The organism is Bradyrhizobium brasilense (assembly GCF_029714345.1).
Lineage (GTDB): Bacteria > Pseudomonadota > Alphaproteobacteria > Rhizobiales > Xanthobacteraceae > Bradyrhizobium > Bradyrhizobium australafricanum.
Window position 1 is genome coordinate 3,607,075 of the sequence record NZ_CP121669.1, and the last position, 12,418, is coordinate 3,619,492.

General features: G+C 65.3%; 12 protein-coding genes. 9 read left to right on the forward strand and 3 right to left on the reverse strand.

Annotated elements, in window-relative coordinates; genetic code table 11:
• The first annotated feature begins 32 nt into the window (after positions 1-32).
• Both QA635_RS16745 and QA635_RS16750 read left to right on the forward strand, forming a co-directional pair.
• Positions 33-923 (forward strand): LysR family transcriptional regulator, encoded by an 891-nt coding sequence (locus QA635_RS16745; protein ID WP_283070422.1) that lies wholly within the window; start codon positions 33-35, stop codon positions 921-923.
• A 101-nt stretch (positions 924-1,024) separates the two neighbouring features.
• Positions 1,025-1,753, forward strand: coding sequence for an SDR family oxidoreductase (locus QA635_RS16750; RefSeq protein ID WP_283070423.1), 729 nt, complete (start codon positions 1,025-1,027; stop codon positions 1,751-1,753).
• 24 nt (positions 1,754-1,777) lie between these two features.
• Here the strand turns inward: QA635_RS16750 and QA635_RS16755 are convergent, their stop codons facing one another.
• Together QA635_RS16755 and QA635_RS16760 are read right to left on the reverse strand one after the other, a co-directional pair.
• A complete protein-coding gene (locus tag QA635_RS16755) occupies positions 1,778-2,995 on the reverse strand; it encodes a GGDEF domain-containing protein (RefSeq protein ID WP_283070425.1) in 1,218 nt (405 codons plus the stop codon).
• Between the two features lie 158 nt (positions 2,996-3,153).
• Complete coding sequence (locus QA635_RS16760) at positions 3,154-3,819, reverse strand: TetR/AcrR family transcriptional regulator (RefSeq protein WP_283071682.1); 666 nt, start codon at positions 3,817-3,819, stop codon at positions 3,154-3,156.
• A gap of 253 nt (positions 3,820-4,072) precedes the next feature.
• Between QA635_RS16760 and QA635_RS16765 the strand changes: the two genes are divergently transcribed.
• The 7 genes from QA635_RS16765 to cynS all read left to right on the forward strand — a co-directional run bounded on the left by QA635_RS16765 (position 4,073) and on the right by cynS (position 10,921).
• Entirely contained in the window at positions 4,073-4,615 is a 543-nt protein-coding gene (locus tag QA635_RS16765) for an OsmC family protein (protein ID WP_038385944.1), read from the forward strand.
• Between the two features lie 36 nt (positions 4,616-4,651).
• Entirely contained in the window at positions 4,652-5,803 is a 1,152-nt protein-coding gene (locus QA635_RS16770; protein WP_283070429.1) for an acyl-CoA dehydrogenase family protein, read from the forward strand.
• 125 nt (positions 5,804-5,928) lie between these two features.
• Positions 5,929-6,807 (forward strand): sulfurtransferase, encoded by an 879-nt coding sequence (locus QA635_RS16775; protein ID WP_283070431.1) that lies wholly within the window; start codon positions 5,929-5,931, stop codon positions 6,805-6,807.
• A gap of 106 nt (positions 6,808-6,913) precedes the next feature.
• Positions 6,914-8,305 (forward strand): CmpA/NrtA family ABC transporter substrate-binding protein, encoded by a 1,392-nt coding sequence (locus QA635_RS16780; RefSeq protein WP_283070433.1) that lies wholly within the window; start codon positions 6,914-6,916, stop codon positions 8,303-8,305.
• A gap of 160 nt (positions 8,306-8,465) precedes the next feature.
• Positions 8,466-9,305, forward strand: coding sequence for a nitrate ABC transporter permease (ntrB, locus tag QA635_RS16785; RefSeq protein WP_283070435.1), 840 nt, complete (start codon positions 8,466-8,468; stop codon positions 9,303-9,305).
• Between the two features lie 196 nt (positions 9,306-9,501).
• Positions 9,502-10,413, forward strand: a complete 912-nt coding sequence (locus QA635_RS16790; RefSeq protein ID WP_283070436.1) for an ABC transporter ATP-binding protein — start codon at positions 9,502-9,504, stop codon at positions 10,411-10,413.
• A gap of 19 nt (positions 10,414-10,432) precedes the next feature.
• Positions 10,433-10,921, forward strand: a complete 489-nt coding sequence (gene cynS, locus QA635_RS16795; RefSeq protein WP_050387665.1) for a cyanase — start codon at positions 10,433-10,435, stop codon at positions 10,919-10,921.
• A gap of 60 nt (positions 10,922-10,981) precedes the next feature.
• On the opposite strand, the gene purB is transcribed toward cynS, so the two are convergent.
• On the reverse strand, positions 10,982-12,412 hold the full coding sequence (purB, locus tag QA635_RS16800) for an adenylosuccinate lyase (protein ID WP_283070439.1): 1,431 nt from the start codon (positions 12,410-12,412) through the stop codon (positions 10,982-10,984).
• Between the last annotated feature and the right edge of the window lie 6 nt (positions 12,413-12,418).

Here is a 12,418-nt window from a genome sequence, read left to right on the forward strand (position 1 = left end):
ACAAAGTTAGGTATTATCTGGAAAAGAGATAGATGTCCGTTTCCATGGACCAGCTCGAATCCTTCGTGGCGGCGGCCGAGCAGGGCTCGTTCTCCGGCGCGGCGCGGCTTTTGAAGAAGGCGCAATCAGCGGTCAGCACGCATGTCGCCAATCTGGAGGCCGATCTCGGCATCGCGCTGTTCGACCGCGCCGGCCGCAATCCGGTGCTGACCGAGGCAGGGGCGCGGCTGTTGCCGGAAGCAAAACTGATCCTCGATCGCCGCGAGCACCTGATCGGTGTCGCCAGCAGTTTCGAGGCCCATGTCGAGAAGCGCCTGGTGGTGGCGATCGACGAGCTCTATCCGGAGAGCGCGGTAGGCGAGCTGTTCGCGGAATTCGCCGGGCGTTTTCCCCATGTCGAACTGGAGCTGCTGTTTCCGATCATGGAGGACGTCAGCCGTCTCGTGCTCGACGGCAAGGCCGATGTCGGCGTGATGTGGCGGCAGGAGCATCTGCCGCCAGAGCTTGGCTTCAAGACCATCGGCTGGGTGCCGCTGCAGCTGGTTTGCGGCAAGAACCATCCGCTGGCGCATGGCCGGGTGGATTGGGAGGAGCTGAAGCGGCATCGCCAGATCATGGTCACGGTGCGCAACGAAGGCACCGAGCGGCATCGATTGCGTGTCGCAGCCGAGGTGTGGTGGGTCGAGAGCCATTGGGTGATCCTGCAGATCCTCAAGCAGGGCGTCGGCTGGGCGCTGATTCCGGCGCACATCATGGCGAGCTCGCAGGTTGCCGATGAGCTTGCGGTTCCCGAACTGGAATTCGACGAGGGCGCGCATCCCGTCGCGCTCGAAGTGGTCTGGCACAAACAGCGGCCGGCCGGGCCGGCGGCAAAATGGCTGCGCCGCCGTTTCGCTACGCGGCCGCCCATGCTGCGCATGTGACGGGATCAGACAAGCGTGGAGTTGCTCATCGCATGGTGAGCTGACATCGCGACCATGATGTGTTGCGATAGGTGCTGCACGGACCTGACAGGGTGGAGACGATGGCGAAGCAATTGGAAGGTAAGGTCGCCGCCGTGACCGGGGCGGCGTCGGGGATTGGACTGGCGAGCAGCGCGGCGATGCTGGCCGCCGGCGCGCGCGTGGTGATGGTCGACCGCGATGCCGCCGCGCTGCAAGCGCTCGCCCGCCAGCACGGCGATGCGGTGGTCCCGCTGGTCATCGACCTGCTCGATCCCGCGGAGTGTGCGACCTTGCTGCCCAAGGTGCTCGAGAACACCGGCCAGCTCGACATCCTGCACGCCAATGCCGGCATCTATGTCGGCGGCGACCTCGTCGATGCCGATACGATTGCGATCGACCGGATGCTGAACCTCAACGTCAACGTCGTGATGAAGAACGTGCACGATGTGCTGCCGCACATGATCGCGCGCGGCACCGGCGACATCATCGTGACGAGTTCGCTCGCCGCGCATTTCCCGACGCCGTGGGAGCCGGTCTATGCGTCGTCGAAATGGGCGGTCAACTGCTTCGTGCAGACGGTGCGGCGCCAGGTGTTCAAGCACGGCATCCGTGTCGGCTCGATCTCGCCCGGGCCCGTGATCAGCGCGCTGCTGGCGGACTGGCCGGCGGAGAAGCTGGAGGAGGCCAAGGCGGCGGGCAGCCTGCTGGAAGCGAGCGAGGTCGCCGAGGTCGTGATGTTCATGCTGACCAGGCCGCGCGGCATGACCATCCGCGACGTCGTGATGCTGCCGACGAACTTCGATCTGTAGGGCGCATTTCTGCCGGACGTCGCCTCAGGCGGCGCCGCGATCGAGGGCCGGCGCGGGGTCCTTCTTCGTCAGCCGGCGCAGCGCCGCGACATTGGTGGCGACGGACGCCAGGCGGCACTGCGCCTTGCCGTCGGATTTGGCCTCATAGAGCGCGGCATCGGCAACGGCCAGGAGCTCCTCGGCCTCGGTACCGTGCTCGGGCGAAACAGCGACACCGACACTGACGCCGACCTTTGCGAAGATGCCGTCGGCGAGCCGGTAGGGCATCGTGACGGTCTGGATGATGCGATGACCGACGGCGAGTGCCTGCTCGGCGGTGACGCCGTCCGCCAGCACGACGAATTCATCGCCGCCGAGCCGCGCGATCACCGCGGTCTCGGGCAGGGCGCGCCGCAGCCGCTCGGCGGCCAGCATCAGCACCTGGTCGCCGGCCGCATGGCCATAGGTGTCGTTGACCGGCTTGAAATTGTCGAGGTCGAGGAACAACAGCGCGAACGGCCCGCTATCTCCAGCCGGGGCCGCGAGCTTCGCGTTCAGCGCGGCGACGAAGCCGGCGCGATTGCGCAGGCCGGTCAGGGTGTCGTGATGGGCCAGATGGCCGTTCTCGCGCTCGGCGCGCATGGTGGCGATCAGCATCTTGTTGAGGCGGAAGGCCGCCACCGTCATCGCCGTGAGATACAGCGGCACCTGCATGACGACGATGAAGAGCAGCGGCTCGCCGGCAAGGGCCGCGCCCGGAACGATCGGGCCGAGGCTGAGCAGGATCATGGTGCCGGCAAGGCGCGGGGCGCTGAAATTGCGGAAGCAGATGCCGCCGACCATCGCCGCCGCCGATAGCGAAGCCAGCAGCGCAACCACCCAGTCGCCGCTTGCGAGGCTGATCAAGATGCCGAAGCCGACGCTGGCGCTCCAGGCGACCGCAAGGACGAGGTGCAGATCGGTTGGCGTCGGCCGCCGCTCGCGTGCCGCGCGATGCGCAGACACCAGCACCGCCAGTCGCGAGAGGCAGATGACGAGTTCGAGGATGACCCAGGTGATGAACGGCGCGGTCGGCTCGCGGATCGCAATCACGGCCGCGACAGCAACCGTATTGACCGCACCGGCCGCGAACACCGGCAACGAGCCGTAGAGATCCCCGATCAGCGCCGCGCGGATGTCATCAGGTACGCCTGGTCCCGGGTCGGCGAGCCAGCGCGTCACGCCCCAGCGCGGCTGGCTGTATCGTCCTTTTTCGGACTGCATTGTTCTTGCCTCGTACTTTCACCGCGCAACTGACCCGGCCGGACCTAACAGGCGTTTAAGGCCGGCCCCGATCGCGCGGCGTGATTGACGGCAGGTAAACTCGGAGGCGATCGCGTCGCAGAAATACCGACGCCGGAGGTCGCGATGTGGCCGTTGCGTTACACCGCGAGGAGCTGTTGTTCGGCCGCGCCGCCGGCGCGCTTCGGCTTCTTCGCCTTGGCCGGCGCGAACAGATTGCTGGCGGCAAGGCCCGCGGTGTCGGCGACAGTCGGATCGCACGACACCATGGCCGCGACGATGGCGCCGTCGATCAGAAGCGCGAGCTGGTGCGCGAGCACGGCCGGCTCGGCCGCGCCCATCTCGCCGGCGAGCTTCTCGATATGCGCCAGCACCACCTTTTTGTGCTTCAGCGCGATGTTGCGGAACTGCTTGGCGTCCTTGTCGTGCTCGGCGACCGCGTTGATGAAGGGGCAGCCGTAGAAGCGCTCCTCGGCGAACCAGGTCTTCAGGGCAGGGAAGATCCGCGACAGCTTGGTCTGCGGATCGCCGCCGCCGGCCTCGATCGCGCCGATGAACCATTCGCGCCACTGCCGGCCTTCGCTCTCCAGCACCGCATGCACGAGGTTGGTCTTCGAGCCGAACAGTTTGTAGAGCGTGGTCTTCGCGGTTCCGGCCTCGTCGATGATCGCATCGATGCCGGTGGCGTTGATGCCGTTCTTGCAGAACAGATGGGTTGCGGCGTTCAGCAGGCGCCCGCGCGCCGATTCATCATCGCCGGCGGTGAACGCAGCGGCAGGTTTTTTCTTCGCAAGCGATTTGGCCATGCGCGGCAGTAAATCGGAGCGCGGCAGAATCATCAAGTCGCATCTTCACGGCCGCATCGATGCGCTGAAAATCATCGCGGTCGTGCGGCATTTGCTTGGCGATTGAGCAGGCCGGCACTGATCAATCCGCAGGCAGCCCCGCTTAAGCGCCTGCGGGATTTCGCCTTTTGATTTGCCGCGGGATTGGCACGCTTCGTGCAGGAAACAGACCGTTCGGTATCCTGAAATTCCATCGCTCCCAGGGAGAAAACTGATGACCGCTGTCGCCCAGAAAACCGCACTGACCGGCTGCCTCGCGCCGATCGACAGAGGCGGGCTCGAGCAGCTGATTGCCAATGGCAAGGCCAACCCGAAGGTGATCAAGACCTTGAAGTGCAAGACGGTGGCCGAGGGCAAGTTCCGCCACGCCAACTACATCCGTAACCTCGCGCCCTACATCGTCGACGAGCCGCCGGGCCTGCTCGGCGACGACACCGCGCCCAATCCTTCCGAGGCCTCGCTCGCCGCGCTCGGCTCTTGCCTCGCGGTCGGCCTGCACGCCAACGCCGTGCATCGCGGCTGGATCGTCAACAAGCTCGAGCTCGAGCTCGAGGGCGATCTCAACATCACCGCGGTGTGGGGCACCGGCGACGTCAGCGAAAAGCCGGTCGGCTTCACCGACGTCCGCGTCAAGGTCGACATGGAGTGCGAGGGCGTCTCGCAGGCCGAGATCGACGCGCTCGTCGCGCATGTGAAGAAGTGGTCGCCGGTCGCCAACACCTTCACCCGTCCCGTCAATCTCGAGGTCAGCGCGTAAACGCCCGACCGGCAATTCAAGGTGCGGAGATCATCCATGGGTTCACTGGCTTTGTCGCGGGTCGCAGCTCAAGATCCCGCACCGACCATTGCGGACGAGGTAGCCCGCCTTGCCCGTCAGGAGCTGGCGCCGATCGCAGCCGCGGTCGATGCCGGCTCGGTCTATCCCGGCGAATTCCTGCGCCGGCTCGGCAAGGTCGGCGCCTGGAGCAGCCATGTGCCGCAGGAGGGGCCTGCCGACCTGCGCTGGGCCATCCAGTCGATGGCCGCGCTCGGCGAGGTCTGCGGCGCCACCGCCTTCATGGCGTGGTGCCAGAACACGCTGGTCTGGTACGTCGCCAATTCCACCAACATGAAGCTCGCCGCGCGCTTCGGTGACTGCTTCGCCCGCGGGCGCGCGCTCGGCGGCACCGGGCTCTCCAACCCGATGAAGAGCTTCTTCGGCATCGAGCGGCTGAAGCTGAAGGGCCGCAAGGTCGATGGCGGCTACATCGTCCGCGGTGCGCTGCCCTGGGTGTCGAACCTCGGGCCCGGCCATTACTTCGGCACGATCTTCGAGCGCGAGGACGAGAGCAGCAAGGGCGAGCCGGGCGGCATCGCAAGCGGCGAGCCGGGCAGCACCGTGATGTTCCTCGCCGACTGCTCCGATCCCGCGATCACGCTGACGCCTTGCAAGCCGTTCCTGGCGATGGACGGCACCGGTACCTATGGCGTCCAGTTTCGCGACGTGTTCGTGCCGGACGAACTGATCCTGGCCGAGCCGGCTGCGCCGTTCGTCAAGAAAATCCGCGCCGGCTTCATCCTGTTGCAGGCGGGCATGGGCCTCGGGCTGATGAAGGACTGCATCAACATCATGGACGAGGTCCATGCGCCGCTCGGACACGTCAACCGCTATCTGCCGCAACAGCCGCTGCAATTTCGCGAGCTCCATGCCGAGTTCGAGAAGGAGGCAATGGCGCTGGCAAGCGATCCCTACAATGCCGATGACAGCTACTGGCGCCGCGTCGTCGCACTGCGGCTGCGGATCGGCGATGCCAGCGTCGCATTCGCGCATGCCGCGATGCTCCATTGCGGCGCGCGCGGCTACCTGATGAGCCACCGCGCCCAGCGCAGGCTGCGCGAGGCCTATTTCGTTGCCATCGTCACGCCCGCCACCAAGCAGCTGCGCAAGATGCTGGCGGACGGCTGAAGCATGATCCGGAAAAGTGGAAACCGGTTTTCCCTCGCGACAAACGCGGAACGCGCTTGCGCGGAGATCATGCTCAAACAAGTTCGGGACCACCACAACTGCAACCACAGACAGGAGAGGCTGCCATGACGGACGTTCTGATCACCGCCGGCGAACTTGCCGAGCTCGTCAAGAAAGACCCGTGTGTCATCATCGACACGCGAAATCCGGATGCCTATGCGGCCGGCCATTTGCCCGGTGCCGTCAATGTGCATGACATCTTCACGTTCCTTGCGACCTCGACGCCGGAAGGCATCCACGAGCTGAAGACCAAGTTCGCTGATGCGTTCGGCGCCGCCGGTCTCTCCGGCAAGGAGACCGCGGTGATCTACGAGCAGTCGATGAATTCCGGCTTCGGCCAGTCCTGCCGCGGCTACTACCTGCTGACGATGCTGGGCTATCCCAAGATCAAGGTGCTGCATGGCGGCTTCGATGCCTGGAAAGCGGCCGACCTGCCGGTGACCACCGACGTTGCGGTGCCGGCGAAGGCCGCCTTTGCGATCGTACCGGAGGCCGGCGATATCATGATCGATGCCAAGGCGATGCTGGCAGCAGTCGGCAAGCCCGGCGTTGCGATCCTCGACGTGCGCGACGTCGACGAGTGGATCGGCGAAAGCTCCTCGCCCTACGGCAAGGATTTCTGCCCGCGCAAAGGCCGCATTCCCGGCGCGGTGTGGCTCGAATGGTACCGCATGATGAAGCCGACCGCCGAGGGCCCGCGCTTCAAGTCGAAGGATGAGATCCTGGCGGAATGCGCCACCGTCGGCATCTCGCAGACCACGCCGGTCTATCTCTACTGCTTCAAGGGCGCGCGCGCCTCGAACACCTTCCTGGCGCTGAAGAACGCCGGCGTGAAGGACGTGCGGATGTACTTCGGCTCCTGGAACGAGTGGTCGCGCGACCCGTCGCTGCCGATCGATGAGGGCTTGCCGACCGCGCCCGTCGTCACCGGCAAGGCGGCATAGAACCTGCATGCTTGTTGGTGTCCGGCGGCGCAAAACGCGGCCGGACGCCGATCAATGAACCGGATCGCGGAGCTCTCTGCGTTTCGGTGCGACAATGGGGCGCAGCATGTCCATGTCAGATGATCCCTTCGACGCCGACCGCGTGCTCACGCGATCGGGTTGCGCCTGCGGCTGGCATCGCTCAGCCGCCGAGCATGAGCAGGTCGCGCGCACGCTGCGCTGCGAGCCGGTCGCCGATCTCAGCGAACAGAAGCGTTTCGAAGGCATCGTCGCGTCGGCGGTGATGCGGGCGGTGTTTCCGCAGGATGTCGCGCGCCGCGCTTTCCTGAAATCGGTTGGCGCCGCGACGGCTCTCGCCGCGCTGTCACAGCTCTTCCCGCTGAAGACGGCGACGGAGGCGTTCGCCGACGCCGGACCGCCGGAGAAGAAGGACCTCAAGGTCGGCTTCATCCCGATCACCTGCGCGACCCCGATCATCATGGCGGCGCCGCTCGGCTTCTATGCCAAGCAGGGCCTCAACGTCGAGGTGGTGAAGACCGCCGGCTGGGCGGTCATTCGCGACAAGACCATCAACAAGGAATACGACGCCGCCCACATGCTGGCGCCGATGCCGATCGCGATCTCGCTCGGCCTTGGCGCCAACGCCATACCGTTCACGGTCCCTGCGATCGAGAACATCAACGGGCAGGGCATCACGCTGGCGATGAAGCACAAGGACAGGCGCGATCCGAAGGACTGGAAGGGCATGAAGTTCGCCATTCCGTTCGACTACTCCATGCACAATTATCTGCTGCGCTATTACCTCGCCGAGCACGGGCTCGACCCGGATACCGACGTGCAGCTTCGCTCGGTGCCGCCGCCGGAGATGGTCGCCAATCTGCGCGCCGACAACATCGACGGTTTCCTCGCGCCCGACAATATCTGCCAGCGCGCGATCTATGACGGGGTCGGCTTCCTGCACATCCTCTCCAAGGAGATCTGGGACGGCCATCCCTGCTGCAGCTTTGCCGCCAGCCGCGAGTTCATCACGACGGCGCCGAATTCCTTCGCTGCGCTGACCCGCGCGATCGTGGATGCCACCGGCTACGCGGCGAAGGCCGAGAACCGCAAGCAGATCGCGGAAGCGATCGCGCCGGCCAACTACATCAACGCGCCGGTGACGGTTCTGGAGCAGGTGCTGACCGGCACCTATGCCGACGGGCTCGGTGGCGTGAAAACCGATCCGAAGCGCGTCGATTTCGATCCGTTCCCCTGGCAGTCCTTTGCGGTGTGGATGCTGACGCAGATGAAGCGCTGGGGCCAGATCAAGGGCGACGTCGACTACAAGGCGGTCGCCGAGCAGGTCTATCTCGCCACCGATACCAAGAAGGTGATGGCCGAGATGGGCCTTGCGCCACCGGCCACCTCGTACAAGTCGTTCTCGGTGATGGGCAAGAGCTTCGATCCGGCCAAGCCCGACGATTATCTCGCGAGCTTCAAGATCAGGAAGTCGTCGTGACGGGCGAGGCTTTCTCCACGGCGTCGTCCCTGCGAAAGCAGGGACCCATAACCACGACCCCTAGCCATTATGCACGGTGTCTCCCGGAGTGCTCCATCGAGGGGCCGCGGCGTATGGGTCCCTGCTTTCGCAGGGACGACTGGTTGAGGGAGCTTGCCATATGACCTTCTCCCTCCGTCTCCGCGCCGCCATCGTCTCGATCGCGCTGCTTGCCGGCTTCCTCGGCGCCTGGCACCTTGCCACCCGCAGCAGCGGCACGACGGCGGCCATGAGCCCCGAATACGCCAGGCTGATGGGGCTGACCGCGACGCAGGGCAAGTCGGCGATGCCCGGGCCGCTCGATGTCGGCGCCAAGCTGTGGGAGCATCTGAAGCGGCCGTTCTACGACAATGGCCCGAACGACAAGGGGCTCGGCATCCAGCTTGCCTATTCGATCGGGCGGGTCGGGCTCGGCTATCTGATCGCGGTCGTCGTCGCGATTCCGCTCGGCTTCATGATCGGCATGTCGCCTCTGATCAGCAAGGCGCTCGATCCGTTCATCCAGGTGCTCAAGCCGATCTCGCCGCTGGCCTGGATGCCGCTCGCGCTCTACACCATCAAGGATTCCTCGATCTCGGCGATCTTTGTCATTTTCATCTGCTCGGTGTGGCCGATGCTGCTCAACACCGCGTTCGGGGTCGCCGGTGTGCGCAAGGAGTGGATCAACGTTGCGCGCACGCTCGAGGTCGGCACCGTCAGGCGCGCCTTCACGGTGATCCTGCCGGCGGCGGCGCCGACGATCCTGACGGGCATGCGGATCTCGATCGGGATCGCCTGGCTCGTGATCGTCGCCGCCGAGATGCTCGTCGGTGGTACCGGCATCGGCTACTTCGTCTGGAACGAGTGGAATAACCTGTCGATCACCAATGTGATCATCGCAATCCTCTTGATCGGCTTCGTCGGCATGCTGCTCGACCAGGTGCTGGCGCGGTTCACGCGCATGGTGACGTTTCCGGAGTAGCGATGACCGACAGCCGCATTGCAGCCACTTCACCTCGCCCCGCCTGCGGGGAGAGGTCGATCGCGAAGCGATCGGGTGAGGGGGAGTTTCCGCGAGTCTATCTGCCGCCGTGCTCGCGGAGGAAGCCCCTCACCCCAACCCTCTCCCCGCGAAGAGCGGGGCGAGGGAGCGCAGTCCGTTCGTGGAGCTACCGCGGATGACCGACAAGTTCATCTCGATCGAGGGCATCGCGCGGCGCTATCCCGGCGCCGGCGGCGGCGTCACCACGGTGTTCGAGAATTTCTGGCTGTCGATGGCGCGTGGCGAGTTCGGCTGCGTGATCGGCCATTCCGGCTGCGGCAAGACCACGGTGCTGAACATCCTCGCCGGCCTCGACGAGCCGAGCGAGGGCACGGTGATCGTCGATGGTCAGGGGATCGAGGGCACCAGCCTCGACCGCGCGGTGATCTTCCAAAGCCATGCGCTGCTGCCGTGGCGCACCGTATCGGGCAATGTCGCCTATGCTGTCAGCTCGAAATGGCGCAAATGGGACCGTGCGCGGGTGAAGGCGCATGCGCAGAAGTTCATCGACCTCGTCGGGCTCACCGGCTCCGAGCACAAGCATCCGTCCGAGCTCTCCGGCGGCATGAAGCAGCGCGTCGGCATCGCGCGGGCGCTGTCGATCACACCGAAGATCATGCTGATGGACGAGCCGTTCTCGGCGCTGGATGCGTTGACCCGCGGCACGCTGCAGGACGAGGTGCGGCGGATCTGCCTGGAGACCGGGCAGACCACCTTCATGATCACCCATGACGTCGATGAGGCGATCTTCCTCGCCGACAAGATCTTCCTGATGACCAACGGTCCCGGTGCCGTGCTGGCCGAGATCGTCGAGAACCCGCTGCCGAAGGAGCGCGGCCGCATCGACCTGCACCGCCATCCCTATTACTATGCGCTGCGCAACCATATCGTCGATTTCCTGGTCAGCCGTAGCAAGAGTTTTGCCACCGAGGTGACCGGTCACGATCCGCGCCGCGTGCCGACAGTGCGGCCCGGCGTCGGCGAGCCCGTGATCGTCTCGCCGCCACGCGCCGTCGAACCCAATCCCGCGCAGAGCGCTGCGCGCTGAAGCCCAAGGAGGAAACCTGATGAAACGCGAAGACCTCACCGAGAAGCTGCTCGACATCAAGCGCGAGAAGGGCTGGAGCTGGAAATACATCTGCGAGAAGATCGGCGGCTATTCCGACGTGCTGATCACGGGCGCCATCCTCGGCCAGATGAAACTGACGAAGCCGCAGGCGGCGAACGCCGGCGAATTGTTCGGGCTGTCGAAGGCCGAGATCGCGATGCTCAACGAGGTGCCGATGCGCGGCACCGGCACGCCGATGCCGCCGACCGATCCGCTGATCTACCGCTTCTACGAGATGGTGATGGTCAACGGCCCGGCCTGGAAGGCGCTGATCGAAGAAGAATTCGGCGACGGCATCATGTCGGCGATCGACTTCGACATGGCGCTGGAGCGCGTCGCCAATCCGAAGGGCGACCGCGTCAAGATCACCATGAGCGGCAAGTTCCTGCCGTACAAATATTACGGCGCCAGCGGCAACGTGCCTGAATACGGCTTCAAGGAAGAGTGAGGCGAGGGGGCGAATGGCGAGTAGCGAATGGAATCGCTACTCACCCGATCGCGAAAAACATCACAGGATCGTGCCCGGCGCGTAGCTCGCGGCTTCCGGCTTGGCCTTGGCCAGAGCCTCGACCTGCTCGGCGAAGAAATCAACCTGGGCGCCGGCGTCGCCGGAGTTGGCGCGGCCCTGGTCGAGCACGTGCTGCAGTTCGGCTGCGCTCAAGCCAAGACGCTTGTCGGCGGCGAGCCGCTGCAGCAGATCGTTCTGCACGATCTTGCCGGTGCGCAGGTCGCCGATGGCTGCGACGGCATGCTCCTTGATCGCCTCGTGAGCGCCTTCGCGGCCCGCGCCCTTCTTGACCGCTTCCATCATCACCGTGGTGGTCAGCAGGAAGGGCAGATAGCGGTTGAGCTCGGTCTCGACGACGGCTTCGAACACCTCCATCTGGTCAAGCACCGTGAGCAAGGTTTCGAGCAGGCCATCCATGGCGAGGAAGGCATCGGGCAGCATGACGCGGCGGACGACCGAGCAGGAGACGTCGCCTTCGTTCCACTGATCGCCGGCAAGGCCTGCGGCCATCGCGAGATAGCCCTTCAGGATCACATGCAGCCCGTTGATGCGCTCGCAGGAGCGGCTGTTCATCTTGTGCGGCATCGCGGAGGAGCCGACCTGGCCCTTGGCAAAACCTTCGCTGGCGAGTTCGTGGCCTGCCATCAGGCGGATGGTCTTGGCGAAATTGCCGGGCCCGCTGGCGAGCTCGGTGAGCACGCTGACCGCACGGAAGTCGAGGCTGCGCGGATAGACCTGGCCGACGGCATCGAGCGCCTTCGGCAGGCCGAGGTGTACGAGGACGCGCTGCTCGAGCGCGCGCGCCTTGCCGGCATCGCCGTTGAACAGGGTGATCTGGTCGAGACGGGTGCCCACCGCGCCCTTCAGGCCGCGCGCGGGATAGGTTTGCAGCACATTGACCAGGCTCTGATGCGCCAGCAGCATCTCCTCGCCGGACATGGCGATGCGCTTGCCGAGCGTCGTGACCTGCGCGGCCACGTTATGGGTGCGCGCGGTGAACGGGATGTCGCGCAATTGCTTCGCGCGCGTGGCAAAGCGGATGAGCGCGGCGATGCTCTTGGTCTCGATGAGCTGCAGCGCGCGGTAGACCTGCAATTGCTCGACGTTCTCGGTGAGGTCGCGGCTGGTCATGCCCTTGTGCAGGTGCTCGTGACCGGCGAGCTCGCAGAACTCCTCGATGCGCGCCTTGACGTCGTGGCGGGTGACGCGCTCCCGCCTCATGATGGAGGCGAGGTTGATCTGGTCCTTGACGCGCTCGTAGCTTTCGATCACGCCATCCGGCACCGCGATGCCGAGATCGCGCTGGGCCTTCAGCACGGCGATCCAGTAGTCGCGTTCGAGGCGGACCTTGCCTTCGCCACTCCAGATGGCGCGCATGGCCGGCGAGGCGTAACGTTCGGCGAGGACGTTGGAAATGTGATCTTGGGACATCCCGCT